Below are 25,713 nucleotides of genomic sequence, written 5' to 3'. Positions count from 1 at the left end.
AAGGTTCTACCTTGTAATGCTTTAACCGGGCCTTGCGCCGCCCGCCACAATGAGATGAGCCGCGAAACTGCGGCAAATCGGACGCTTAGAGGCGCGGCTCAATGAAAATTGCGCCCCTTCGGCAAAATGCGCCGGAGATTGATTGCATCGGGCGGCGGGGCATCGTTGAAGAGACTGGGCTGGATGTGCTTGCGTGGTTCGCGGGAATCACGCTCGTTTGGCCGCTTGACCTCGTCGGCGCGGGCAAGGGATGGGATTTCTTCCCCATGCCTCGACAGCAGCCCCAGAAGAGGCGTCAAATCCTCCGCCCGCTCCACCACGACATGGATGACGCCAGTCTCGATCTGAACGCGCCCCGTCGCCGCGATGAAACGGGCGCCGATGACGATTGGGCGTAAAGCCTCGAAAACCTTTGGCCAGACGACGAGATTAGCGGTTCCGGTCTCGTCCTCGATCGTCAGGAAGATAACCCCCTTGGCCGAGCCCGGACGCTGACGCACGAGAACAAGGCCGGCGACCGATACGCGCGCGCCGCTGCGCTGGCTCGCCATATCTTCGGCGCGGCAGACTTTTCTCTGTGCGAGGTGCGCGCGCAGGAAAGCGACCGGATGCGCTTTGAGCGACAGCGATAAATGGCGATAATCTTCGACCACATGTTCGCCGAGCCGCATGATGGGAAGCTTCGCGTCGGCCTCGATCGCGCGCCAGCTCAAGCTTTTAAGCAGCGGCAGATCCTCTTTGTCGCCGACACGGCCAAGGCCGCGCACCGCCCAAAGCGCCGCGCGCCGATCAAGGCCCAGTGATCGAAATGCGTCGGCGCCTGCCAGGACTTCCAATGCGCTGCGAGATAATTCTGCGCGCAGCCAGAGATCGCGCACGGAATCATAGCCCTTTCCACGCATCGCGACGAGTTGCTCCATGTCAGCTTTGCTGACGCCCTTGATCTGACGAAATCCAAGCTGGATCTTATGCGTCGAGCGAATTTCGCCTTTCATCGACGCATGACGCGAATGCAGCGGCGCTGGCCTCGCGCCTTCCGTCAGCATCGAGTCCCAATCGGACCAATTGACGTCGATCTCTTCGATCACAACGCCATGTTCGCGCGCGTCGCGCACGATTTGCGCGGGCGCGTAAAAGCCCATCGGCTGGGCGTTGAGCAAAGCGCAGGCGAAGACGTCGGGATAGCGGCATTTCATCCAGGCCGACGCATAGACCAGCAAAGCGAAGGAGGCGGCGTGGCTTTCGGGAAAGCCATAGGAGCCAAAGCCCTCAATCTGCTTAAAGCAGCGCTCGGAGAAATCACGCGAATAATTCCGTGCAACCATGCCCTCGACCATTTTCGCCTGGAATTTGCCAATCGTCCCGACATGTTTGAATGTCGCCATGGCGCGGCGCAGTTGATCGGCCTCGGACGGCGTGAAGCCGGCGGCGACGATGGCGATCTTCATCGCCTGTTCCTGAAACAAGGGCACGCCGAGCGTCTTGCCGAGCACATCTTCAAGCTCTTTCGATGGATAAACGACGGGGTCGAGACCCTGCCGCCGGCGCAGATAGGGATGCACCATATCGCCCTGAATGGGACCCGGCCGCACGATCGCGACTTCGATAACAAGATCATAGAATTTGTCAGGCTTCAGCCGCGGCAGCATCGACATCTGCGCTCTGCTCTCGATCTGAAAAACGCCGATCGTATCCGCGCGGGAAATCATCTCGTAAACCGCGGGTTCCTCCGCTGGCAGGCTCGCCAGGGTAAAGGCTTTTCCATAATGTTTCTCGATGAGGTCGAAACCTTTGCGCAAACAGGTCAACATGCCGAGCGCCAGCACGTCGATCTTCAAAATTCCGAGCGCGTCGAGATCATTCTTGTCCCATTCAATGGTGGTGCGATCCTCCATCGCCGCATTGATGATCGGAACCACTTCGTCGAGCCGCGAACGGGTGATGACGAAGCCGCCGGTATGCTGCGAAAGATGGCGCGGAAAGCCGATCAGCTCTTCGGCGAGCTTTAACGCCTGCGCGAGCCGTTTTTCCGTCGGATCTAGACCGGCTCTACGCGTCTGCCCGGCGTCGACGCTGGCTGATGAACGGCCCCACACTGTGCTCGACAGAGTCGCGACGACATCCTCCGAAAGTCCGAAAGCCTTGCCGACTTCGCGGATGGCGGAGCGGGCGCGATAGGTGATGACGCTCGCCGTCAGGCCGGCGCGGGCGCGGCCATAACGATTGTAGATATATTGCATGACCTCTTCGCGCCGCTCATGCTCGAAATCGACGTCGATGTCAGGCGGCTCGTTTCGTTCCGGCGAGATGAAGCGTTCGAACAAAAGGTCGTGAAAGACAGGATCAACTTCCGTGATTCCAAGACAAAAGCAGAGCGTCGAATTCGCCGCCGAGCCGCGCCCCTGGCATAGACTTTTGTTTTCGCGGGCAAAGCGCACGATATCGTGGACGGTGAGAAAATAAGGTGCGTAATCAAGTTCTTCGACAAGCTTTAATTCATGCGTGATGGCTTTTTCGACATGCGCCGGAACGCCATTTGGATAGCGGAATTTCGCGCCTTCACGTGCGAAAAACGCCAAGGCCGCCTGTGGCGTCGCAAAACCGTCGCGCAATTCCTGCGGGTAATCGCCGCGCAATTCATCGAGGCTGAAACTTAAGCCTTCAAGAAAGCGCAGCGTCTCGCAGATCGCGTCCGGCGCATCGCTGAACAGGCGGCTCATCTCAGCGCCGCTCTTGATGTGACGCTCTGCATTGGCTTCAAGACGCAACCCCATCTGGTCGAGCGTCTCCCCTTCGCGGATGGCGGTCAGCACATCCTGCAGGAGCCGCCGGTCCGGCGCATGCATGAGAACGTCATTGACGGCGAGAAGCCGCAGTCCGGTTGTGTTGGCGAGAGCGATGCGGCGGCCAAGATCACGACGCATCGACTGGCTATAAATCATCGAGGCGGCGAGCCAGACCCGGCCATTGGCGCACTCGCGCAGCTTTCTGAGCAAAGCCGCGTCATCGTCCGCCTTTAGCGGCTGAGCGTCATATGAATGACCGTCATATAAATCGGCGTGGATTTTCGCCGCTGTCTTGGCGTCGTCTCTGTCATCCCATGTGCTGGCCGGCATGACGATGAGCTGCTGGTCCTGCGCCGTCTCAAGGAGATCGCTGACGCGCAGAAGACAGGTTCCTTTTTGCGCGCGGGCGTTGCCGCGGGTCAACAGCCGCGTCAGGCGGCCATAGGCGGCGCGATCGCGCGGAAAAGTCAAAATGTCCGGCGCACCGTCGCAGAAGACGAGCCTTGCGCCGATGGCGAGACGAAAATCAGCCGCGCCTCTATTGGCCTTGGCGAAGCTATGGGCGCGGACGACGCCAGCCAGCGAATTGCGGTCGGCTATGCCGATGCCGGCAAGGCCTAAAGCCATGGCCGCTGCAACGAGTTCTTCAGGGTGGGAGGCGCCGCGCAAAAACGAAAAATTCGTCGTCGCCGCCAGTTCGGCATAGCGCGGCGTCATGCAAAGAGGCCGTGCATGAACCAGCGCGGACGCGGTGTTTCGCTGTTGAAGAGACCTTCGCGGAAAAGCCAGAATCTTTGCCCTTCGCGATCTTCCATGCGGAAGTAATCGCGGGTCAGCGCGCTCTCCCCGCGCCACCATTCGGGCGCAATGCGCTCCGGTCCTTCGAACGCCGCGACCTCGTGCAGGACGCGGCGCCAGCGAAAGCGCAGCGGCGGTCCATCCGGCACGCCGGCGATGGCCTCGATCGGTTCCGGCCGTTTCAAAAGCCGGATTGGCCGCGAGGGCAGATGGCCGCTGAGCGCCGCCTCGGATGTCGGAAACGCAGCGATGTCTTTCGACGCCGTTTTTATATGATGGCCTCTTTGCGCATATTGCGCCGCAGGGACCGCGATGACGGCAAATTCTGGCGTATGCGCAGCATTGAAGGCGAGCCGCGTCACGCGCCGAAGACCCAATCGCGCGCCGAGCCTGTCGACGAGATCGGCGAGATCGCCTGCAGCGTCCGGATCGCTCCATCCGGTTTGCTCCGGATCCTTACGTTCGACGACAAGCGCTGCGAGCCGGATGACGTCGAAGCCGTAGCCGGCGTCGAAGGCGTCGCCGTCATTGGCGATGCTGGCGGCCTCGAAGCGTTCGCGAAAGAGTTTTGCGATAAGACCGGGCTCGCGCAAGGGCCGGCTCGCGCCGACCTCGAAATGTTTGACCATGCCGTCGACGCGAAACAGGCTGGCCCTGAGCCGCCGCGCGCCTTCGCCATGCCGCGTCAACAGGACGGAAAGATCCTGCGCCAGCGACAGGATCGAAGCTTCGATGTCTTCGCGCCGCAAAACGCCATCGAGAAAACGCCGCTCCGTCATGAAGGCCGGCGCTTCGAAACGCGGCGATATGGGAGTCTTCGCGCGGCCGAGCAATCCATCGAGCCGGGCATAAAGAAGAGCGCCGCAGCGGGCGGCGATCGGCGCGCGCGGGCGCATTAGGATGTCGCAAAGGCGGCGCAGGCCCGCTTCCGCGAGCGCTTTGAGCGTCGCCTGATCGAGCCGCAAGGCGGCGAGCGGCAGATCCCCAAGACGATGGGCGAGTTCCGCCGCGTCGAGCCCCAGTGGCAGGATGCGGGCGTCGATCCGCGCGCCGCCATAGCGCGCAAGGGCGAAAGCCGCTTCTGGCGTCGACGCCAAAGCCGCCCTGGCGAAAAAGCCCTGAGTTTGAAGCCGTGTCTCGATTTCGGCGAGAAGGCGCGCCTCGCCGCCAAAAAGATGCGCGGCGCCGCTGACGTCGAGCATGACGCCGTCCGGCGCATCGAGAGCCGCAAGAGGGGTGAAGCGGCGGCACCAGTCTGCGATATGCGCCAGCGTCCTTGCTTCCGCCTCTGGGTCGGCGTCGGCGCAGATGAGGGTTGGATGCATGGCGCGCGCATCGGGCAAGGTCATGCCAGGCTTGAGACCGAGAGCTTGCCCCCGCGCATCGAGCGCTGCGAGCTTTTGCGCGCCGTTGATTTTAGCGGCTGTCGCCAGAGGCGCCTCAGGCGGTTTGACCAAACCCTGCGCGCGCATCAGCCGGATGATGCGGTCGGTCGCGAGCGTTGGCAATGAGACGGAGAGGAAACGCGTCACGGAAACAGCCCTCTTCATGATCCCAGAAAATGGCGACGGGATCGGCGCCATTGGCGCGTTCGACCGCGCGCGCCTTGACGATGCGCACAGACCAGCAGGCAAGACCCGGCAGCGGCAAACCAGCCAAGGGCGAGCCCCGCGCGTAAATCCCTTTGTGCGCAAAAACCTCGAAGCGCGTGTGCGCGCATGAGGACAGCCGCTCCCCTCCGCCCGCCATTCCGGCGGCCAGCATCAGGCCGGCGCCGCCGCTCGCCTGCGCCGCGAGGGCGAGACGGCGGGAGGCGGTGAGGCTGTAAATCTTCTCGAGATTCCATATTTCGCCGATCACCGCCGCGGCGGCACGGCATTTCAAGGCCTCCTCCATGGTCCACAGGCTGTCCTTTGCGCTCGCCGTATGCACGAGGATAAGGCGGGCGGGATCGACGCCATGGAGGGCGAGCCCCGGTCCATAAGGCGCGCCCCCTTCAAGGCCGGCGAAATCCTCGACGATCCAGATGATGGCGGAGCGGCCGGCGGGCGCTTTCGCGGCCAGGCGAGCGGATAGCGCCAGCGCGAAACCGGACGCCGCCGCGCCGTCGCCGGCTCGTCCCGGCGCGATCTCATGCAAAGCGCCGCAGCGCAAGCCGCCGCCCAGCATCCTGTCGAGGCTGCAATCCTCGCCGAGATTTCTTTGCGCGAAAGCGACGCTATTTTCGGCGCGGGCGATCTTTTGACGCAAAAAATCCAGCCGTTCCGATCTGCCGCCTGGCGACATCGGCCTGCTCCATGATGAAACTGCGGGTTAGTTCTCTATTTGTTCTTATAGATTCCCGCTTCAGGCGCGAGAGTCAAGGCGATTTTGACCTCGTGCCAACATCAGCCTAGCCCGGCGCAAGCCAGGCGGCGAGTTACGCCGAAGCTTTGCGGCGGACGCGTAACCCTGAGAAAAACAGGACCATGGCCGCCGCCACGGCGGCAAATTGCCAAGTCTCGACGACCACGGCATTTTTTCGTAAAAAGCCTGCCAGCGCCGGATCAGAGCCGATGAGTTCACCGGCGACCCAGCCGAGGATGCCGGCGCCGATCCAGACGAGGGCGGGAAACCGCTCCAACAGCGCGATCAAAAAAGTCGAACCAAGAACGACCAGTGGAATCGACAGAACGAGCCCGAAAATAATCAGCGCCATCGACCCTTGCGCAGCCCCGGCGACGGCGATGACATTGTCGAGCGACATCACGGCGTCAGCTATGACGATGATGCGGATCGAGCTCCAAATCGAGGTTGGGGCGGCCGCTTCTTCCTCGCGCTCCTCCTCGCCGACAAGACGTATGGCGATCATCATCAAAATCGCGCCACCGGCGATCTTGATGAAAGGAAGCGCCAGCGCCTGCAAAAACAGCAGCGTGTAAATGATGCGCAAAAGCACGGCGGCGCTGGCGCCGAGCACGATGGCCCAGCGGCGCTGCCGTTTCGGCAAGGAGCGGCTGGCCATAGCGATGACGAGCGCATTATCGTCGGAAAGAACAATGTCGATCCAGATGATCTGGAGCAGCGCCGTCAGAAATTCAGTTGAAGCTGAATCCATTGCTTGCAACTACGGCGCGGGGCGATGAATGAGCGCTCGCCGCGAACGCAGCGCGGGCGCCAAAATGCGAATGGCGACGAGCGCGGCGCGGACCGCATCATCGAGACTGAAGCGCCCCTTCCCTCGCCGATAGCGCACGGCGAGAGGCGGAACATGAACGAAGCCGACAAGAGGGGCATGATTTTGCTGCATGTGACCTTGGTTGAGCGAGAGAAACAAGGTCTGGTTGCAGACATAGTCGCCGGCGTCGGTCGAAACGGCGGCCGCAAATCCGTTGCGGCGCAGCTCAGCCGCGATCAGTCCGCAGGGGACGCTCGATGTCAGGCTCATCGGGGCCCCCGCGATAATGGCGCGGCGAGGCGCCGTTGCGCCGCTTGCGTCCAGATGCAGGATGCTCACCCGGTTCAGGGCTCGCGCTTCGACGCAAAACTTCGTCCGCCGCGTCGCGACGCCGAAATGTAAAATCGCATCCGGCGCGATCTCTTTCTGGAGGCGGACGAGACGCGGCGCGATCTCGGCATAGATCACGGGCAAGACACGGGGCTCGAGGCGAATGCCGGTGAGCGCGAGGCGCAACCGATAGCTCGCGAGCGCCGCCATCATTTTCGCCGTTGGATTTTTGGGTGAGCCTGGAAAGCCGGCAAAACCGGTGACGAGAATGCGCAGCGGCGCGCCCGGGCCGCGTGCTAACGGCGGCGGTCGCATTCCCGACATGATCGGAGGCCATTCAGACATGAGGCTAAAAGGACCTCGTTAAGCTTTCGTTAAGTTTCGATGCGTTGATAGATGCTCGAAAATCGCCGTGATCCCCGTCTACATGTGGCGGATGCAGTTGTACCAGAAGAGACAATGAGATGCGGCTGGCCTTTTCATGCGCGGCGCGGCGAGGAACGGCCGAAGGCTCGCCTTGCGCGGTTTGGGCTTTCCTGATCGCCGGCCTTTGCGCGCTTGCCCTTTCGGGCTGTGGTTCGGCGGGAATGGAAATCGCCGATTCCGCCGCAGGTCCGCGCCCCGTTTCGATGTTTGTCGTCTCGACGCGCAAGGGCGAGAGCGGCGCCTTGAGCGAAGCCGGCAACGATGGCGAGATGCGTGATTCACTGCAAATGATCGGCGTGCCCCCTGGCCACCAGGTCGGACAGTTGGAGCGTCCCTCGATCGGAGCGCCGGATCCCTCACGCCATTTTGCACTGGTGAAGCGCCGCAGCCTCGACGAGACCGCCTTTCTGACGGAGCTTGCGTCACACCTTTCGGGTCGCATCGGCTCCAATCGCGACATTCTGCTTTATGTGCATGGCTTCAATACGGGCTATGACGAGGCGCGTTTCCGTCTCGCCCAAATCGTGCAGGATGGCCGCTTTGGCGGCGTGCCAGTGCTTTTCACCTGGCCCTCGACGAATAATTTGCTCGACTATGGCGCAGCCAAGGAGAGCGCGACGGTCTCGCGCGACGCTTTGGCGAAAGTCATCCGTCTATTGACGGAAACGCCCGACGTCGGGCGCGTGCATATTCTCGCGCATTCCATGGGCGCATGGTTGACCATGGAGGCTTTGCGGCAGGACGCCATAGCTGGCAGTCCAAAGCTCAACGAAAAGCTGGGCGATGTGATGCTGGCCGCCCCTGACATCGATTTGAACGTCTTCCGCCAGCAATTGGCGCGGCTCGATCCCTCGCATGTGTTCGTTCTGGTCGCGGCGAACGATCGCGCCTTGTCGCTGTCGCGCACGCTCGCGGGCGACCGTCCGCGGCTCGGCGCTCTCGACCCGAAGAATGAGGCCGATCGAGCAGCGCTCGAGGCGTTGGGGGTCAGGGTCTATGATCTCACACGGGAAGCGGATATTTTCATCGGCCACGGCGCCTATGCCGACGCTCCCGACGCGGTGCGCACGATCGGCGCGCAGATCACGGCGCCGCGGCCGCAGGACGCCAATGTTCAGGCTGTCCTTGGCGACAGGCCCGTCGATGATCGCATTATCGCCGCGCCCCTCGCGCCTCCAGCGGCCCCGGCCGCCCCGACGGTCCCGGCCGCCTCTCCCTCCGCTACGCCCGCGACCGTCGTGGGCGCGCCAACACCCTGAAGCGAAGCGCAAAAAAATTCTTCCGCATTGGAACTTCTTGCGGTGGTCGGCGTTGCGCCTCATAGCGGCGTATCAGGTCGATATGGCCGCAGTTTCCGTATGTGCAAATTTATGGCCTCTCCGCGCGGTGAGAAGCGTAGCCGTATCGCTTTTCAGTAAATCGCACCACTTTGAACACGATTTATTTATTCTACTTCAAATCACAACTGGCTTTCGGAAATTTTGTTTAACATTGGAAGGATTCCAGGCCTATCTCCTCAAGTTTTGTTGCGCAGCAGCATAAATTATTCGTATTGACGTCATAATAACATTAGCATTAACCTATATATGCATAGGCGGCATTGATGGTGGAGGCATAGCTATCCTTTCAATTCGCCGGCCGGCCCTCGGCTGTGGCCAGGCCCCATCACTTGGTTGAGTTCAGTACGAAAGCGAGGGTGTGATGTGCTTGATCGCTGAAGTCGTGCATTCCTGCTCCAACGAGAAAGTCGCGCAAGCGGCGGTAGCCTCGATCGGCTCGGAATTCGCGGGTAAGGTCAGGGCGACCGCCAGCGTCTATGGGATGTCCATGGGCGCATTCGCAGCACGCACAGTCATCCAGTTCGACCGCAATTGTGGAGGAGAGGAGAAACAGGCTCTCCGCCGGATCATGAAGGGAGCCGATCAACCTATTCTGATCGCTCTTGAACATATTCTAAAACCCGCGGTGGATGGAGTGGCCCCAGGATCGGTCGATGCGTGAACGCGCGTTTTAACAGACGCCTGAACGATTGATCTCGAATTGATCATGCTCGTCGCCGACGGCTTTCCTGTTTATTTTGCGAGAGGCGCTCCAGCGCCCGAATGAGGAGGGCCGGCTGCGGCGCCCTGCCCTTGAGGCTTGCATTTTCTTAAGCCGCCAAGGGCCGGGACAGGGTGGCCTGGCCTTCATGCATTCTGGCGAAACGGCTCGCCTTCGAGACGTTCGCCGGTTTCAATTTGCTCGATGATCGTCGCGATGAAGGCGTCGAGATCCTTCGGCGACCGGCTCGTGATGATGCTGTCATCGATCACGACCGGCTTGTCGATCCATTGGCCGCCCGCGTTTTCGACATCCGTCCGGATCGAAGGATAGGACGTCAGTTCGCGTCCTTCGACAGCCCCTGCCTCGATCAGCAGCCACGGCGCGTGACAGATCGCAGCGACAATTTTTCCGGCGTTCAAAAAATCGACGATGACATCGATCGCGTCGTCATTCGTCCGCAATGAATCCGGGTTCATGACGCCGCCGGGCAGGATAAGGCAGTGGAAATCGGCGCTGCGCACCGAGTCCAGCGAAAGATCAACGCTGACGCTCTCGCCCCATTCCTTTTCGTTCCAACCTCTGATGGCCGGCCCTTGCGGCGCCGCGATCCGCACCGACGCCCCCGCCTCCCGCAGCTTGCGCAGCGGAACCATAAGCTCCGACTGCTCAAAGCCGTTGGTCGCCAAAATCAGAATTTGCGCCTCGCGTATCGTCGGCATGCTTGTTCTCCATGAAAGATATGGAGGCAAACCCGACGCCTGCACGCAGGTTCCACCTTAGGCGCGTCCGCTCCAGCCAGCGATCAGGAGAGCGGTTCTTCCGCCAGTGCCGCGGCCTGAAGCGCGACGCCTGTCAACGGCTGGGTATGAAGCCCGCATTCGACCTTGGCGGCGCCGCGCCAGCGCCCCGCGCGCGGATCCTCGCCTGGCCTGACCCTTGACGTGCAGGGGACGCAGCCGATCGAGGGATAGCCTTTGGCGACGAGTTCGTGTCGCGGCAGATCATGCGCATGGAGATAGCGAAGGATCTGCGCCGCCGACCAGTTTGCCAGCGGGTTGATCTTGATCCGCTTCTCTTCCGCCTCGAAGAGAGGCAGCGACCGCCGCGTTGAGGACTGGAATCTTTTACGTCCGGTGATCCAGGCGTCAAATCCCTCCAGCGCTTCGGCGAGAGGCAGGACTTTACGGATGGCGCAGCAGCGATCCGGATTGCTCGACCACAAAAATGTCTCGGGATCTTCCGCCGCCAGTCGATCCTTTTTGGGCGAAATGCTGATCACATTGCGAAGATCGAGAAACTTTATGAGGCGGTCCCGATAGGCGAGCGTTTCAGGAAACAGGACGCCAGTATCGAGGAACAGGACCGGAAGCGCCTTATCGATTTGCGCGACCATATGCAGCAGCACGGCGGAGTCGGCGCCGAAACTCGAAACCAGAGCGATTTTGCCGGCAAACAGATCCTCGATCGACAAGCGCAGCAATGCTGGCGTATCGAGAGAAGCGATCTTTTCGGCGCTATGCCCGAGCGCCGCCGCATCCGCCAAAAAGCCGGCGTCGTCAGCGCTTATGTCGTTCGCGCTCATCAAGCGCCTCCATCACGTTTTGTTGCGCGCGGCAACATGCTTGCCATAAGGCCTACGACCGCTCCCGCGGACAAACCTCGGTTTTGCAGGGCCTGGCTTCATCGAGAACAGGCCAGCAGGGCTGCGCCGAACTCTCGCGCTCGCGTTCATCAACCACCTTGGAATGACCCTTTGAAATGAGAGAAATCGACGCGGCTGTTTCCTGCTTATGTGGAATATAGGATAAACACCGCAGCTTTGCGATATATAAATAAATATACATTATATGTATGTATTATGTGAGGTTGCGATCCAGCGCGAACTCCGCTACCTTAAACTCTATAAGCTTGATAGAATGCGTCGCCTTCCCAAGCAGGCGGTGCGCGCTGCGGGGCCGCGGGGTTAGCGCGAAAGGGTTCACGTGTCTCTGTTTACGCAGCGCAATTCGATTCTTCCGGGCTTCGGACTGACGCTCGGATATACGCTCGTCTATCTCAGCGTGATCGTGCTCCTGCCGCTCGCCGCGCTTGTGCTGAAAGCCAGCGATCTCGGATTTTCGGGCCTTTGGCATATCGCCGCCGAACCGCGTATTTTCGCAGCCCTCAGAACGAGCTTTTCGCTCGCGCTGGCGGCGGCGGCGATCAATGTCGTTTTCGGCGCCATCGTCGCATGGGTCTTGACGCGCTATGATTTTCCAGGCCGCCGCCTGCTCGACGCCGCCGTCGATCTTCCCTTCGCGTTGCCAACGGCGGTGGCGGGCATCGCGCTTGCCGCGATTTATGCGCCGAACGGCTGGATCGGCGGGCTGATTGCGCCGCTCGGATGGAAAATCGCCTATACGCCCCTCGGCATCATCGTTGCTCTCGTGTTCATAGGCCTTCCCTTCATCGTCCGCACGGCGCAGCCCGTGATCGTCGAACTCCAGCAGGATGTCGAGGAAGCTTCGGCTTCGCTGGGCGCGAGCCGGCTCCAAACCCTCCGCCTCGTTATTTTGCCCGCACTAACTCCGGCGTTGCTGACCGGTTTCGCCCTCGCTTTCGCGCGGGGCGTCGGCGAATACGGATCGGTCATTTTCATCGCGGGCAATCTGCCTTTTGTCTCCGAGATCGCGCCTTTGCTCATTGTGGTCAAACTCGAGGAGTTCAATTACGCGGGCGCCACCGCGATCGCGGTTTGGATGCTGGCGATTTCCTTCTTCATTCTCTTGACCATCAATTTGGTTCAGGCCTGGAGCCGCCGGAGATTTGGAAATGTCTGACGCAGCAACCGGGCTGGCCGCGCCGATCGAAGAGCCGTGGCTCGCGGCAAAAGCCATAAGCCCGAAGCGGACTCGCAGTCCTGTCACCAGCGAAGGCAAAGTGCTGGCGGGCGTTTTGATCGGCGTCACCCTCGTCTTCCTTCTGCTCTTTCTGGTGCTGCCGCTCGCGGTCGTATTCTTCGAGGCGTTCAGCAATGGCGTCTCCGCCTATTTGACGGCGCTCGCCGAGCCGGACGCCCGTTCGGCCATCGGGCTGACGCTGCTTGTCGCGGCGATCGCCGTACCGGCGAATATCGTTTTCGGCCTCGCTGCGGCCTGGGCGATCGCCAAATTCCGCTTTCCCGGAAAAAGCTTTCTGATCACGCTGATTGATCTCCCCTTTTCGGTTTCGCCGGTGGTCGCGGGCCTCATGTATGTGCTGCTCTTTGGCGCGCAGGGACTGTTCGGCCCCTGGCTCAGAGCGCATCATCTCGAAATCATCTTCGCCGTTCCTGGCATCGTGCTGGTGACGATCTTCGTCACCTTCCCCTTCGTCGCGCGCGAACTCATTGCATTGATGGAGGATCAAGGCGCGGTCGACGAGGAAACCGCGCTGTCGCTTGGCGCAAGCGGGGCCGCAACGTTCTTTCGGGTGACTTTGCCCAACATCAAATGGGCGTTGCTCTACGGCGTCTTGCTTTGCAACGCGCGAGCGATGGGCGAATTCGGCGCTGTCTCGGTCGTATCGGGCCATATCCGCGGCAAGACCAACACCATGCCGCTGCACGTCGAAATTCTCTACAATGAGTACAACATAACCGCAGCCTTCGCGGTCGCGTCCCTGCTCGCCCTCCTGGCGCTCGTGACGCTTCTCGTCAAGACTGTGCTGGAATCGCGCTCCAGCAGCTCGGCGCCGGGCAAGGCGCGCGGTCACTAGCTCGACGCCCGGTTCCTGCGCGGCGGGCGCCGGTTTGGACGATGGTTTGAGACAAAGACTTTGCGAGAAGCAACAAAGGCAACGCCATGCAAATACGCGCCGTCGACATCGTCAAATCCTTCCCCGCAGCGCGCCGCGCGGCGCTGGAGGGCGTCAGCCTGACCGTCGGCAGCGGAGAGCTTGTCGCTTTGCTCGGACCATCTGGCGGCGGCAAGACGACCTTGCTGCGCATTATCGCGGGTCTCGACATTCCCGATGCCGGAAAAGTTTTCTTTGGCGACGAGGACGCCTCGCAAAAAACCGTGCAGGAGCGGCGCGTCGGCTTCGTGTTCCAGAGCTACGCGCTTTTCAAGCATCTGACGGTCGAAGAAAATGTCTCCTTCGGTCTCGACGTGCGTGAGCGCGCGCAGCGCCCGCCCAAGGCTGAAATTCGCAAGCGGGCTCTGGAGCTGCTGGATCTCGTCCAGCTGGGCGGCCTCGAAAAACGCCGTCCCGCGCAATTGTCAGGCGGTCAACGGCAACGCGTCGCCCTCGCCCGCGCGCTCGCCGTCGAGCCCCGCGTGCTGTTGCTTGACGAACCTTTCGGCGCGCTCGACGCCAAGGTGCGGCGCGAATTGCGCAGCTGGCTGCGCGAGCTTCACGCCCAGACGGGGCACACGACAATTTTCGTGACGCATGATCAGGATGAAGCGCTCGAACTCGCCGATCGCGTCGCGGTGCTCAATGGCGGCCGTATCGAGCAAATCGGCACGCCGGACGAGATCTACGACCATCCGGCGAGCGCATTTGTGAATTCATTCATAGGCGAGGCGACCGCTCTTCGCGCCCACCTGCGTGACGGGCAGGTTTTCATCGGCGACCATCAGGTGGCGCTTCCCGCCTCGAACCGGCAGGCGGCGAGCGGCGCAGGCGAAGGCCGGCTGTTCGTGCGCCCGCAAGATATCGCCATCGGCGACGCGGGCCCGGGTGCGCTTCAAGGCGAAATCCTGTCCGTGCGCCGAAGCGGCCCGACGCGGCGCGCGGAGATCGCAATTCCGTGCCAGGCCTCGAGCATCGAGGTCGATACGCCCGCTTCCGCCGTCTACCGCCCCGGCGAGAAGGTTCCGGTCCGCTTTTTGCGCGGCACGTTCTTCTTGAACGGGGAATCGGCGGCGCCCGCCGGCGCTTGAACCAATCGGCCCTAGCTGCGGCGCCGTGGATCTGACGCCGGCGGGCTTTGCGCGGCGGTCAAACTTTTGTCTTGATGGCGCCTCTGCTCGGCTATCCATCTCCGCGCCGAAGCCGCGATGAAGGCCAGCATGTTTCTCTCCGATCAGATTCCCGCTTTTATAGAGCATTACGGCTACCTCGCGATTTTCTGCGTCGTCGCGATTGAGAGCGCCGGCATACCTTTTCCGGGCGAAACGATTCTGGTCTCCGCCGCCATTTTTGCTGGCGGCTCGCACGCGCTCCATCACGAAAGCCTGAATATCTTCGGCGTGATCGCGACGGCCGCGGGCGGCGCCATCCTCGGCGACAATCTGGGCTTTTGGGCCGGCCGCACCTTTGGCGTTGCGCTGCTCGCGCGATATGGGCGTCTCGTCCATCTCGACGAAGGCCGCCTGAAGCTTGGACAATATCTGTTTCGAAAATACGGCGGGGCGATCGTCTTCTTTGGCCGATTCGTTGCTGTGCTACGCGCCTTCGCCGCTATTCTGGCGGGCGCCAACAGACTCGAGCCCTGGCGATTTTTCATTTTCAACGCCGCCGGCGCCATCGTTTGGGCTTCTTTATTTGGCGGTCTTGGTTTTCTTTTCGGCGCCGAAGCGCATCGGATCGCCGGTCCGCTCGGTTTGGTCAGCCTCGCCGCGGCGCTGGCGGTTTTTGCATTCTGCTGGCGATTCTATAAAAGGAATGAGATCCGGTTGATCGCAGAGGCGGAAGCGGCGTTGCCCGGCCCGATTCAAACGCAAGTCCGATGATGGTGAGAAGTCAGCCGCGCAACATCCGATAAGCAGGAGCCTTTGTGTTCATTGAACATATCCAACCGTTGATCGTCCAACACGGATATTGGGCCGTGTTCCTCGTTGTCATGCTGGAGAGCGCGGGCGTGCCGCTGCCCGGAGAAACGGTGCTGCTGCTCGGAGCCGGCTATGCCGGCGCGACCGGCAATCTCGATATAGCCTGGGTTATCGCAGCGGCGGCTGCGGGCGCGATCATCGGCGACAATATCGGTTTTTGGATTGGCCGCACGTTCGGGGCAAACCTGCTCCTGCGTTATGGCAAATTCATTCATTTGCCCGAAGCCCGGCTGAAGCTCGGCCAATACTTATTCGAGCGGCATGGCGGAAAAATCGTTTTCTTCGGCCGCTTCGTCGCCTTCCTCCGGGTTCTTGCGGCCCTGCTCGCCGGCGTCAATAAATATAATTGGGGCAAGTTCGTCTTCTTCAACGCGAGCGGCGGCGTGATCTGGGCCGTCGTCATGGGCGTCGGCGCTTATTTCTTCGGCGACGCCATGCATCGCGTCAGTGGCCCTCTCGGCATCGTCGCGCTCGTCATTGTCGTCGGCGGCGTGGTCGGCGCAATGATCCTCATGCGCCGTGAAGAGAAGAAAATGGAAAGGGAACTCGCCGACGTCGGTTGAGCCGGCGCGCGGAACAATGAGCGGAAAGGAGCGTTCGCAGCCGAAGCCACCTCCAGGGAGACACTTCGATGCGAAAAGAAATTCCGCTCATTCTCGCAGCAGCCGTGGGCTTTTACGCAATTCCCGCCGTCGCCCAGACAGCGCCGGGGGCGCCTGGCAGCAATGAAGTGATTCCGGAAAAAAACCAGGGCATCCCCAGCACGCAGCCAAAGGACGGCGTTCCCCTGACCTCCGGCCGCAGCGGGAGCCTCAGCGACAGACTCGACGCCGGCGATGGCGTCATCAAGCCAAAGCCAGGCGTTGATCCCGGAATTGTCAGGCCAGCGCCCGTGCCGCATCCAAATTCCACTCCCGTCATTCCTCCGGCCGGAACGCCGGGAGGACCTCCCGGCGCAGAACCGAAATAGAAGGGCGCGGCGCTCCCTCACGCCGCGCCAGACGGCTTTGACCGAAAATGCTGCGGCCGCGCCCCTTACGCGCTATGATCTCAGCATGAGCGAAACCTTAATTGACACCGCCGCCGAAGCAGCCGCGGAGGAGATTTCCTTCAACCGCTCCTTTGAGGGGCCCCCGGGGGCCCTCGTCCGGCTGTCGCCGCTGGTGCGCCGCATGGTCGCGGGCAATCCCGGCCCGATGACCTTCACCGGCACCTGCACCTATGTCGTCGGATCGGGCGAGGTCGCGATCATTGATCCGGGACCTGACAGCCCCTGGCATACTTCGGCGCTGATCGGCGCTTTAGCGCGCGAAACCGTCGTCGCAATCCTCGTGACGCATACGCACAAGGATCATTCGCCCGGCGCGCGCGCCCTCCAGCAAGCGACCGGCGCAAGCATTATCGGCTGCGCGCCCTTTGCTCCTGCGAAGCAAGCAGCCGGGGACGAGCCGGGCAAAATCATCCGTCTGGACGGCGCGCATGACCCCGGCCACACGCCTGAAAAAATCATGCGCGAGGGCGAGGCGTTCGAAACCAGCGATTTCTCTCTCGTCTGCGTCGAGACGCCCGGCCATACGATGAACCATTTGGCCTTCTGCCTGCCGCAGGAGCAGGCTCTCTTCTCGGGCGATCACGTCATGGCCTGGTCGACCTCTGTGATCACGCCGCCGGACGGCTCCATCCGCGATTACATGGCCTCTCTGGAAAAGCTGCGGCTCCGGGACGATCGAATCTATTGGCCCGGCCACGGCGGCCCGGTCACCGAGCCACAGCGTTTCGTTCGCGCTCTCGCCCAGCACCGCCGCCAGCGCGAACGCGCCATTCTTGCGCGCCTTGGGAACGGCGACGAAACCATCGAAGCGATCGTCTCCCGGGTCTATGAGGGTCTCGCCCCTGCCCTGCGCGCCGCCGCTGGCCTTTCGGTGCTGGCCCATCTTGAAGACCTCGTCGCACGCGGGCTCGTCACCGCCGACGGGCCGGCGACCCTTGCAACGCATTTCCATCCGGCCTGAGCGGGCCGCACGCGCTATTTCTTGTCGACCTGCGCCTCGAGCGCGGCCTCGAAGGTGTGGATGTTGCGCTGATTGGCGCCAAAATCATAGGGACCGAAGCGCGAGACTGAGCGCAGGTCGATTCGCGTTTGCCCGGCGAGCGGGCGAATGCGCAGGGTGATGTCGCAAGGAAAGCCGAGGATCAGACTGCGGGCAATGGCGTCGATATGACCGACGCCCATGCGTCCGCCGGGCGGCGTCTCAACAACGATGCGCCAACCGCTGGCGGCGACGGCTTTGGCGACGGCGACGAATGCTTCGTCGCCGGTAAGATCGAGGATGATCGGCAGTATTTTCGGATAGGCTTGCGCTTGCGCCCTGCGCATCGACGCCGGCAGCGTCTTTGGCGTCCGCCCGCCTCGCGCGGCCTGAGCGACACGCGATGCCGAGAAAACCGGCGGATCGGCAATATCAGTGGAAAAATCGGTCAAACGCGGCAAATGCGTCGTCTTGGCCAGTTGGTAGGCTGGATAGGCAAGGAGCAGGAGCGCAAGAAAGAGCCCGGCGGCCGCCTGCCCTGCGCCTTGGCGCCCGGTACGCCAGATCACCGCGAACGCCAGCAGCGCGCTAAGGATCGCAGCGGCGGCGAGAGCGATCGAGCCGCTGAGCACGGTAAGCGCGGCGGGCGGATCGATCCCGCTTCGCGCCGCGGCGACGCCGATCAGCGCGACAGCCAGAGCGAAGGCGGCGAGGCGCCGGCTGAGCAGCGCCGATTTGGAATAAGGTTCTTCGACGATCAGCCGCCGCATTATCAGCCCCGCGTGCGCCTCAACTCAAGTCGCTGCGCGGATTATAGGGCTTTCCGCTCTCCCATTTGCGCATCAAATTCGTAAGTTCCGGGTCTGACTCATCCGGCAGCACGATGCGCAATGTGACAAGGAGGTCGCCGGCTGCCCCATGCGGATTGGGAAGGCCCTTGCCGCGCAGACGCAGGGTCCGGCCGCCATTCGAGCCAGCCGGAATGGCAAGCTCGACGGCGCCGTCAAGGGTCGGCGCATTGACCTTGCCGCCGAGCACAGCCTCATAAAGCGTCACGGGCAGATCGAGCCGCAGGTCGCGTCCTTCGACGCGGAAAAAGGGGTGCCTGGCGATTTTGACGGTGACGATGGCGTCGCCCGGTTCGCCTCCGGCGGGGCTCTGATGACCCTGGCGTTTGAGGCGGATCTGCTTGCCGTCCTCGATCCCGGCCGGAATGGTGACCTCAAGCGTGCGTCCCGTCGCAAGCGTTACGCGCGCTGCGCCGCCCTTGACCGCCTCACCGAGGCTGACAGTCACGCTCGCCTGGATGTCCTCGCCGCGGGGCTGCGGCGCGGCGGCTCCGCGCCCGCCTCTGCGGCCAGCCGCGCCAAACAGCTCGCTGAAGATATCACCGGCTTCGAAGCCGCCAGGGCCAGCGCCCGGACGCCCGCCGCCGAAATTAAACTCGAAACCTTCAGAACCGGCGCCGGCATGAGCCCGGCGGCCAGCGCCCGGTCCCCCGGCGCCAAATCCCTCAAATCCCGGATGGCGCGGCTTGCCTTCGGCGTCGATCTCGCCGCGATCGAAAGCCCCCCGCTTTTTTTCATCGCCCAGAATCTCGTAGGCGGAGCCGATCTCGGCGAATTTTTCCTTCGCTTTTGGCTCCTTGCTCTGGTCCGGATGGAATTTTTTGGCGAGTTTACGGAAAGCTGATTTGATCTCGGCCGCGGATGCGGTTTTGGCGACTCCCAGAACAGTATAAGGATCACGCATGAATTGAGCCCACTCCCACGCTCGCCCTGCATTGGCGCGAACGCCTATGTCTCGTCTCAAATTTGGGGGATGTCCAAGCGCGGCGCAAGGCTTGCCGCGCTTTATCGCGACGCTTGCGGCAAAGTTTGTGACAAATGTTTGGCGCAGCGGCGAAAATACAGAGCGTTTGCCGATAAGGCAAACCCTGACGAGTCAACCTTTTTTCGAAGGATTGATTTGAGCGATCGTCCACTCGTCGCCCTTGTCGGAGCAGGCGACGCCCTGCATCGATTGGGAGCCGCTTTTGCTGTCGATGTCCGTTCTGAAAGCGCGACAGATTTTGGCGTCCGACGCATAGGCATTGCCGAGCGGAGCGAAAGAGCCTTTGGCGCCGGATTCCGGATTATCCCACGACACGAGCGAGCCGTTGCCCTGCGGATCAAGCGCCGTCGACAGAGCGGCCCTGGCCCTGCGCCAATCCTCGGGGTTGAGCTGACGCTCCAGCGCCGAACTTGGAATGGCGCCCGTCGCATCCTCGTTGGAGGTCGCGAGAGTAGCGATCGGCATGGACACGGCGCAGCCGGCGAGGGTCATGGCCATACAGGCCAAAGGCAGCCATCGAGCCGCGACGCTATGCGCGCGGCGCAAGTCCGGCGGCGATGATGTAAACCGGGAAAGCCTGGAGACAGATTGTGTTTGATGATAATGCCGCACGAGCCGTCCCGTCACGAATTAAGCCGCTCGCGAAAGAGTTACTTTAAGGAGATTTAGCCTTGAACAAGTTAACGGGGCGTGACTTCACCGAGGCCGGGGAGCCCTTCGATCTGTTTGATTCCTGGCTCACTGAGGCGCGCAGGAGCGAGGTGAACGATCCCGAAGCGATGGCGCTCGCAACCGTCGACGCCAACGGCCTGCCGGACGTGCGCATGGTGCTGTTGAAGGAGGCAAAGCCGAAAGGTTTTGTCTTTTACAGCAACGCCGAAAGCGCCAAGGGACGGGAGCTTCAGGCCAATCCCAAGGCGGCCGGCGTGCTGCATTGGAAATCGCTGCGCCGGCAGGTCCGCTTTCGCGGAGCAGTCGAGCGCGTTTCGGACGCCGAGGCCGACGCCTATTTCGCCAGCAGAGCTCTGCAAAGCCGCATCGGCGCCTGGGCGAGCCAGCAATCGCGTCCGCTCGAAAGCCGCTTCGCGCTCGAAACGGCGGTCGCGAAATATGCCGCGAAATTCGCCTTCGGGGAAATTCCGAGGCCGCCCTATTGGGTCGGCTATCGCGTCGCGCCGGTCTATATTGAATTCTGGTCGGACGGGGCTTTTCGTCTGCACGATCGAATCGTGTTCGAGCGCGCAACGCCTGACGCGCCGTGGCGCAAGGAACGGCTCTATCCATGAGCGCGATCGAGGTTGAGCCGCCGCGGCTCTATCCGAGCCGCCCCTTCCTTGCCGTGAGCATCGCCGTCTTCCGCGCCGGCAAGGTGCTGATGGCGACGCGTACACGGGCGCCTTTCATCAACGCTTTCTCGCTGCCCGGCGGCCTCGTCGAAACCGGCGAAACCCTGGCCGAGGCCGCTTTGCGCGAACTTCGCGAAGAGGTCGACGTCGAGGCGCGCGTCATCGCATTCAACCGCCATGTCGAATCGATTGAACGCGACGACGCCGGCGGCATCAAACGCCATTTCGTCATCGCTTCTTTCATCGGCGAATGGATCGCGGGCGAAGGGACGCCGGGTCTTGAAGCCGGAGAAGTCGTCTGGGTTGAGCCATCACAACTTTCGCGGCTTCATTGCACCCCCCATACCGCCGAAGTCGTGGCTGGCGCGGCGTCGGTGCTTCAATCAGGTCGATTTAACTTGCCGGAAAGCGGCGTAAGCTTATGAATGCGCTTTCACAACCGGCGAATTAAAATGGCAGCGGTCCTTCTGACGCCTCTCAAAAGCTGGCTGCGCGTCATCATCGCCGCGGCCACCGTCGGGGCGGCGTGCTCGCTCGCGGTCGCCACGCCTCAAGACGCGCAGCCTCAGCCCGCGAGCAAGCGCCCGCATCTGAAAGCGATCCATCCCGGCAAAGCAGCCAACGCGAAGGATAAGCCTGCGTCGAAATCCGAGGCGAAGCAGGAGCCTGGCCAGAAAAATCCCGGCGCGGCTGATCCACAAGATCCTGCCCCGCCGCAATCGCCGCCGCCGCCTTACGAGCCCGAGGTTCTGCGGCTCGCGGAGATTCTCGGAGCCCTCGCCTATCTCGACGACCTCTGCGGATCCAAGGCCGATTGGCGCGCAAAAATGCAGAACTTTCTCGAGGCCGAAGCAAAGACGGAAGATCGCAAGGAGCGGCTCGCCGGCACCTTCAACCGCAGCTTCCATGATTACGAACAATCCTACCAAGCCTGCACGCCGAATGCGCAGATCATCATCAGCCGCTTCCTCAGCGAAGGCGGCCGGCTGGCGCATGAGGTGGTCAATCGTTTCAGCGCGTCCTGATATTTTGGCGCGCGACGCACAGAGGGCCCCACGTTGAACAACCTCATCACTGACATCGCGGGACTGAGCGTCGGCAATGCGCAAGACGCAAAACTCGCCTCCGGGGTCACCGCCGTGCTGTTCGATGCCCCCACGATGGCCTCGATCGCCGTTCACGGTGGCGCGCCAGGTCTGCGCGACGCGACGCTGCTCGAACCTGGGATGACGGTCGAGCGGGTCGATGCGCTGGTCCTCTCCGGCGGCTCTGTCTATGGGCTCGATTCGATGGGCGGCGTCCTCGCCTTTTTGCGCGAGAGCGGCCGGGGCTTTCCGGTCGGCTCGATCAAGGTCCCGATCGCGCCGGGCGCGGTTCTCTTTGATCTTTTGAACGGCGGCGACAAGGATTTCGGCCGAGAGCCTTTATATTGGCGCCTTGGCTACGAGGCGGCAGCCGCGGCGGGGCAAGATTTCGCGCTCGGCAACGCGGGAGCTGGCTATGGCGCGACCACGGCCAATCTGAAGGGCGGCCTGGGTTCTGCGAGCGCTGTGACGGCGAACGGCTTTCATGTGGGCGCCCTCGTCGCCGTCAACGCCGTCGGCTCGGCGACGATCGGCGGGGGGCCGCATTTCTGGGCAGCCCCCTATGAACGAGACGATGAGTTCGGCGGGCTCGGCTGGCCTCCCGCCTGGCCGGGCGAGCCCAAGGACTTTCACATGAAAGGCCTCGACCCGCAGAACACCACGATCGCCATAGTCGCCACCGACGCCGCGCTGACCAGAGCGGAGGCCAAACGCCTCGCCATCATGGCCCATGACGGCATGGCCCACGCGCTGCGCCCGGCCCATGCCGCTATGGACGGCGACACGATTTTCGCCGCGGCGACCGGCCGCGCAGCCGCGACGCCAACGGTGAGCGATGCGGCCGAGATCGGCATGCGCGCCGCCGACTGTCTCGCACGAGCGATCGCGCGCGCGGTTTTTGAGGCCGAAGCCCTGCCCTTCGCCGGCGCTTTGCCGGGCTGGCGGGAAAAGTTCGGCGTGCATGAAAAGAATTTTTAGCGCCGGAGGAAGAGAATGACGACGCCTCTGGCGCGATATGGCCTTGCCATTGTCGCATTGATTGCACTCGCATCTCCGCAGCAAAGCCGAGCGCAGACATCACCAAGCGGCGCGGTCTGGAGCATTCCGGACATTGACGCCCTGCCCGATGACGCTCACGGCCAAAATGTCCGGTTCGGGCGCCGCCTTGTGACGCAGACCTACGCTCTGATCGGACCGCTGACGGCGGATCCCGCGAGGCGCTTCGCGGGCAATAATCTCGCCTGCGGCGATTGCCATCTCGAAGCCGGAACAAAGAAATTCGGCGCGCCTCTGTTCGGGCTATTCGACGCGTTTCCCCGTTACAGCGCCCGACGGGGCCTTAAGATCTCCATCGAGGAGCGCCTCAACGCCTGCATGACGCGAAGCATGAACGGGCGCCCGCTGCCGGGCGAAAGCCCCGAAATGCAAGCGCTCGTCGCCTACGTCAAATTCCTTTCGTCTGGGCTCGCGCGAGCCGACACATTGGCCGGACACGGATCGGGCGACATGCCCGAACTCGATCGCGCGGCGGACCCAAAGCGCGGCGCAGCCGTCTACGCCCGCGTTTGCGCCGGCTGCCATCGAAGCGATGGGGCGGGACTTCCAATGGATCCCGAAGCCTTGAACCTCGGTTATGCCGCCCCGCCCCTTTGGGGCGACGACAGTTTCAACGATGGCGCGGGCATGGCGCGCATCAGCTCCTTGGCGAATTTCGCTCATTCCAACATGCCGCCCGGAGCCGATTATCTGAACCCGAGGCTGCCGGTTGAAGACGCCTGGGATGTCGCGGCCTATGTCGAGTCGCAGCCCCGCCCGCGCAAAGCGGGTCTTGACCACGATTTTCCCGATCTTCTCGATAAGCCGGTTGACGCGCCCTATGGCCCCTATGCCGATGGCTTCAGCGCGGCGCAGCACAAATACGGCCCCTTTGCGCCGATCCGGGCGGCGATCGCGCGCCTGAAGGCTGACGAGGAGGCGACTGGCAAGGCGCCATAGGCTTTCGTCGCGTGGCTTTCTTTTGCGTTTCGCCCGCCGCGCGTGCTAGAGCGCTCCCTTAGCAAAGGAGTGCTCCAGCTCAATGATCCCCCGTTATTCCCGCCCCGAAATGGTCGCCGTCTGGGACGCGCAAACGCGCTTCAGAATCTGGTTCGAAATCGAGGCCTATGCCTGTGACGCGCTTGCGGAAATCGGCGTCATCCCGAAATCCTCGGCCGAGGCGATCTGGGCCAAGGCGGGCAACATCGAATTCGATGTCGCGCGGATCGACGAGATCGAAAAAGTCACCAAGCACGACGTCATCGCCTTTTTGACCCATCTTGCCGAGTTCATCGGCCCGGATGCGCGTTTCGTGCATCAGGGCATGACCTCCTCGGACGTGCTCGACACCTGTCTTTCGGTGCAGCTTGCGCGCGCCTCCGACATTCTCATCGCCGATGTCGAGGCGCTGCTCGCCGCCCTGAAGCGTCGCGCTTTCGAGCATAAGCTGACGCCGAGCATTGGCCGCTCGCATGGCATTCACGCCGAGCCGGTGACGTTCGGCCTGAAACTGGCGCAGGCCCATGCCGAATTTGCGCGGGCGAAAGAACGCCTCGTCAATGCGCGCAAGGAAATCGCGACCTGCGCCATTTCGGGCGCGGTCGGCACTTTCGCCAACATTGATCCGCGCGTCGAGGCGCATGTGGCGCAAAAACTCGGCCTTTCTGTAGAGCCCGCCTCGACCCAGATTATCCCGCGCGACCGGCACGCCATGTTTTTTGCGACCCTTGGCGTCATCGCCTCCTCGCTGGAGCGACTCGCCATCGAGATCCGGCATTTGCAGCGCACGGAAGTGCTGGAGGCGGAGGAGTTCTTTTCGGAAGGGCAAAAAGGCTCCTCGGCGATGCCGCATAAGCGCAATCCGGTGCTGACCGAGAATGTCACCGGCCTTGCCCGGCTCATACGCGGCATGGCGCTGCCGGCGATGGAAAATGTCGCGCTGTGGCATGAGCGCGACATCTCCCATTCCTCGGTCGAACGGATGATCGCCCCCGATGCGACGATCACGCTGGACTTCGCCCTGAACCGCATGACCGGCGTCATCGACAAGCTGCTGGTCTATCCGGCCAACATGCAAAAGAACCTCGATCGGCTCGGCGGCCTCATCCATTCGCAGCGGGTGCTGCTCGCCCTGACGCAAAAGGGCGTCAGCCGCGAGGACGCCTACGCCTATGTCCAGCGCAACGCCATGCCTGTCTGGCGCGGCGAGGGCGATTTCCTGACGCTCCTCAAAGCCGACCCGGACGTCGGCAAAGCGCTGAGCGCGGCGGAACTCGAACAGCTCTTCGATCTCGGCTATCATCTGAAGAACGTCGATTATATTTTTGAACGGGTTTTTGGACACGCGTGATCCTTGAACGCGCCACGACAACCCGCTGAGATGTGAGTTAAAGAGAGACCGCCATGCTTGCACAAAATCGTCTTGAAACCGCCGTCGGCGCGATCGTCGCGGATTCGCAGCTTCATGCGCGGTGGCTGAACACATTCTCCTATCTGGAATATGTCGGCTTCCGCAAAATTGTGAAAAGCCAGAGGGCGGAGGCGCTAACAGCGGAAATCCTCACCCATGCGCTGGAGGAAGGCCGCCATGCGCTTGGCCTCAAGAAGATCGCGCTGAAGATCGGCGGCGACGCCTTTTCCGCCTATGCCCCGGAAACCATGCTGTGCGGCGACGAGGCGGAAGACTATTTCCAGAATCTCGACGCCGCCTGCGATGAGGTTTTCGCCGACCGGCCCGACGCTCTGCGCGCGAAACTCGTCTATTGCTATGTGACCTGGCTGATCGAACGGCGCGCGCTGCAGGTTTACGGCGTCTACAAGACCGCGCTCGGGGCTTCTCCGGTCGCCGGTCGCATCGGCGGCTTGCTGATGGAGGAAGAAAAGCACCTGTCCGACATCGAGAGCGAGATCGCCAAAGCCGATCCCGATTTTGCAACGCGCGCCCCGAAACTCGAGGCGATCGAGGGACGGCTCTATGAGACCTTCATCGACGCGCTGGTTGCCGATCTCGCGAGGCCAAAGACTCTGGCCGCGGCGTCCGCCTAAAGCC

The 25,713-nt window shown here is 62.2% G+C and carries 26 protein-coding genes; 16 read left to right on the top strand and 10 right to left on the bottom strand.

The window, feature by feature from the left end:
• Positions 1-98 precede the first annotated feature (98 nt).
• From SIN04_RS05570 to SIN04_RS05550, 5 genes are all read right to left on the bottom strand, one after another.
• On the bottom strand, positions 99-3,503 hold the full coding sequence (locus SIN04_RS05570; protein ID WP_134487040.1) for an error-prone DNA polymerase: 3,405 nt from the start codon (positions 3,501-3,503) through the stop codon (positions 99-101).
• A complete protein-coding gene (locus SIN04_RS05565) occupies positions 3,500-5,116 on the bottom strand; it encodes a DNA polymerase Y family protein (protein WP_341264277.1) in 1,617 nt (538 codons plus the stop codon). The genes SIN04_RS05570 and SIN04_RS05565 overlap by 4 nt, the downstream gene beginning before the upstream one ends.
• Positions 5,025-5,870: an ImuA family protein gene (locus SIN04_RS05560; protein WP_134487037.1), complete on the bottom strand. Its 846-nt coding sequence runs from the start codon at positions 5,868-5,870 to the stop codon at positions 5,025-5,027. Before SIN04_RS05560 ends, SIN04_RS05565 begins: the two co-directional genes overlap by 92 nt.
• Before the next feature lie 133 nt (positions 5,871-6,003).
• Positions 6,004-6,681 (bottom strand): TerC family protein, encoded by a 678-nt coding sequence (locus SIN04_RS05555; RefSeq protein ID WP_134487035.1) that lies wholly within the window; start codon positions 6,679-6,681, stop codon positions 6,004-6,006.
• A gap of 9 nt (positions 6,682-6,690) precedes the next feature.
• Positions 6,691-7,395 (bottom strand): hypothetical protein, encoded by a 705-nt coding sequence (locus SIN04_RS05550; protein ID WP_166795854.1) that lies wholly within the window; start codon positions 7,393-7,395, stop codon positions 6,691-6,693.
• 140 nt (positions 7,396-7,535) lie between these two features.
• On the opposite strand from SIN04_RS05550, the gene SIN04_RS05545 reads away from it, so the two are divergent.
• On the top strand, positions 7,536-8,756 hold the full coding sequence (locus tag SIN04_RS05545; protein ID WP_134487030.1) for an alpha/beta hydrolase: 1,221 nt from the start codon (positions 7,536-7,538) through the stop codon (positions 8,754-8,756).
• A 442-nt stretch (positions 8,757-9,198) separates the two neighbouring features.
• Positions 9,199-9,498, top strand: a complete 300-nt coding sequence (locus tag SIN04_RS05540; protein WP_134487028.1) for a hypothetical protein — start codon at positions 9,199-9,201, stop codon at positions 9,496-9,498.
• A 185-nt stretch (positions 9,499-9,683) separates the two neighbouring features.
• On the opposite strand, the gene SIN04_RS05535 is transcribed toward SIN04_RS05540, so the two are convergent.
• Together SIN04_RS05535 and SIN04_RS05530 are read right to left on the bottom strand one after the other, a co-directional pair.
• Positions 9,684-10,259: a type 1 glutamine amidotransferase domain-containing protein gene (locus SIN04_RS05535; protein WP_134487025.1), complete on the bottom strand. Its 576-nt coding sequence runs from the start codon at positions 10,257-10,259 to the stop codon at positions 9,684-9,686.
• A gap of 83 nt (positions 10,260-10,342) precedes the next feature.
• Positions 10,343-11,122 carry a phosphoadenylyl-sulfate reductase gene (locus SIN04_RS05530; RefSeq protein WP_134487022.1) on the bottom strand — a complete coding sequence of 260 codons (780 nt, stop codon included), beginning with the start codon at positions 11,120-11,122 and terminating at the stop codon, positions 10,343-10,345.
• Between the two features lie 400 nt (positions 11,123-11,522).
• On the opposite strand from SIN04_RS05530, the gene cysT reads away from it, so the two are divergent.
• The 7 genes from cysT to SIN04_RS05495 all read left to right on the top strand — a co-directional run bounded on the left by cysT (position 11,523) and on the right by SIN04_RS05495 (position 17,347).
• Positions 11,523-12,359: a sulfate ABC transporter permease subunit CysT gene (gene cysT, locus SIN04_RS05525; protein ID WP_423135995.1), complete on the top strand. Its 837-nt coding sequence runs from the start codon at positions 11,523-11,525 to the stop codon at positions 12,357-12,359.
• Positions 12,352-13,275 (top strand): sulfate ABC transporter permease subunit CysW, encoded by a 924-nt coding sequence (cysW, locus tag SIN04_RS05520; protein ID WP_134487019.1) that lies wholly within the window; start codon positions 12,352-12,354, stop codon positions 13,273-13,275. The genes cysT and cysW overlap by 8 nt, the downstream gene beginning before the upstream one ends.
• Positions 13,276-13,361: 86 nt before the next feature.
• Entirely contained in the window at positions 13,362-14,444 is a 1,083-nt protein-coding gene (locus SIN04_RS05515; RefSeq protein ID WP_134487016.1) for a sulfate/molybdate ABC transporter ATP-binding protein, read from the top strand.
• Positions 14,445-14,573: 129 nt separating this feature from the next.
• The gene (locus tag SIN04_RS05510) at positions 14,574-15,236 is read left to right on the top strand and encodes a DedA family protein (RefSeq protein WP_134487014.1); all 663 of its coding nucleotides are present in this window, start codon (positions 14,574-14,576) and stop codon (positions 15,234-15,236) included.
• Between the two features lie 44 nt (positions 15,237-15,280).
• Positions 15,281-15,898, top strand: a complete 618-nt coding sequence (locus SIN04_RS05505) for a DedA family protein (protein WP_197731947.1) — start codon at positions 15,281-15,283, stop codon at positions 15,896-15,898.
• A 68-nt stretch (positions 15,899-15,966) separates the two neighbouring features.
• Positions 15,967-16,305 carry a hypothetical protein gene (locus SIN04_RS05500; RefSeq protein ID WP_134487011.1) on the top strand — a complete coding sequence of 113 codons (339 nt, stop codon included), beginning with the start codon at positions 15,967-15,969 and terminating at the stop codon, positions 16,303-16,305.
• 85 nt (positions 16,306-16,390) lie between these two features.
• A complete protein-coding gene (locus SIN04_RS05495) occupies positions 16,391-17,347 on the top strand; it encodes an MBL fold metallo-hydrolase (protein ID WP_134487008.1) in 957 nt (318 codons plus the stop codon).
• Between the two features lie 14 nt (positions 17,348-17,361).
• Here SIN04_RS05495 and SIN04_RS05490 read toward each other — a convergent pair whose 3' ends face one another.
• From SIN04_RS05490 to SIN04_RS05480, 3 genes are all read right to left on the bottom strand, one after another.
• Entirely contained in the window at positions 17,362-18,135 is a 774-nt protein-coding gene (locus SIN04_RS05490; protein ID WP_134487005.1) for a DUF1499 domain-containing protein, read from the bottom strand.
• A gap of 19 nt (positions 18,136-18,154) precedes the next feature.
• Positions 18,155-19,117: a DnaJ C-terminal domain-containing protein gene (locus SIN04_RS05485; RefSeq protein ID WP_134487003.1), complete on the bottom strand. Its 963-nt coding sequence runs from the start codon at positions 19,115-19,117 to the stop codon at positions 18,155-18,157.
• 192 nt (positions 19,118-19,309) lie between these two features.
• The gene (locus tag SIN04_RS05480; protein ID WP_341264276.1) at positions 19,310-19,690 is read right to left on the bottom strand and encodes an RT0821/Lpp0805 family surface protein; all 381 of its coding nucleotides are present in this window, start codon (positions 19,688-19,690) and stop codon (positions 19,310-19,312) included.
• Between the two features lie 179 nt (positions 19,691-19,869).
• Here SIN04_RS05480 and pdxH point away from each other — a divergent pair, with 179 nt between their 5' ends.
• The 7 genes from pdxH to SIN04_RS05445 all read left to right on the top strand — a co-directional run bounded on the left by pdxH (position 19,870) and on the right by SIN04_RS05445 (position 25,709).
• On the top strand, positions 19,870-20,484 hold the full coding sequence (gene pdxH, locus SIN04_RS05475) for a pyridoxamine 5'-phosphate oxidase (RefSeq protein WP_134487000.1): 615 nt from the start codon (positions 19,870-19,872) through the stop codon (positions 20,482-20,484).
• A complete protein-coding gene (locus SIN04_RS05470) occupies positions 20,481-20,969 on the top strand; it encodes an NUDIX hydrolase (RefSeq protein ID WP_134486997.1) in 489 nt (162 codons plus the stop codon). Before pdxH ends, SIN04_RS05470 begins: the two co-directional genes overlap by 4 nt.
• 27 nt (positions 20,970-20,996) lie before the next feature.
• Entirely contained in the window at positions 20,997-21,569 is a 573-nt protein-coding gene (locus SIN04_RS05465) for a TIGR02301 family protein (RefSeq protein ID WP_134486994.1), read from the top strand.
• Positions 21,570-21,602: 33 nt separating this feature from the next.
• Complete coding sequence (locus SIN04_RS05460) at positions 21,603-22,607, top strand: P1 family peptidase (protein ID WP_134486991.1); 1,005 nt, start codon at positions 21,603-21,605, stop codon at positions 22,605-22,607.
• A 15-nt stretch (positions 22,608-22,622) separates the two neighbouring features.
• Positions 22,623-23,624: a c-type cytochrome gene (locus tag SIN04_RS05455; RefSeq protein ID WP_134486988.1), complete on the top strand. Its 1,002-nt coding sequence runs from the start codon at positions 22,623-22,625 to the stop codon at positions 23,622-23,624.
• Between the two features lie 82 nt (positions 23,625-23,706).
• A complete protein-coding gene (gene purB, locus SIN04_RS05450) occupies positions 23,707-25,014 on the top strand; it encodes an adenylosuccinate lyase (protein ID WP_134486985.1) in 1,308 nt (435 codons plus the stop codon).
• A 53-nt stretch (positions 25,015-25,067) separates the two neighbouring features.
• Positions 25,068-25,709, top strand: coding sequence for a hypothetical protein (locus tag SIN04_RS05445; RefSeq protein ID WP_134486982.1), 642 nt, complete (start codon positions 25,068-25,070; stop codon positions 25,707-25,709).
• The last annotated feature ends 4 nt before the right edge of the window (positions 25,710-25,713 follow it).

Source organism: Methylocella tundrae (assembly GCF_038024855.1).
GTDB classification, from domain to species: Bacteria; Pseudomonadota; Alphaproteobacteria; order Rhizobiales; family Beijerinckiaceae; genus Methylocapsa; species Methylocapsa tundrae.
The sequence above is the reverse complement of the archived record's forward strand: the minus strand, read 5'-3'. Positions and strand labels throughout refer to the sequence as shown.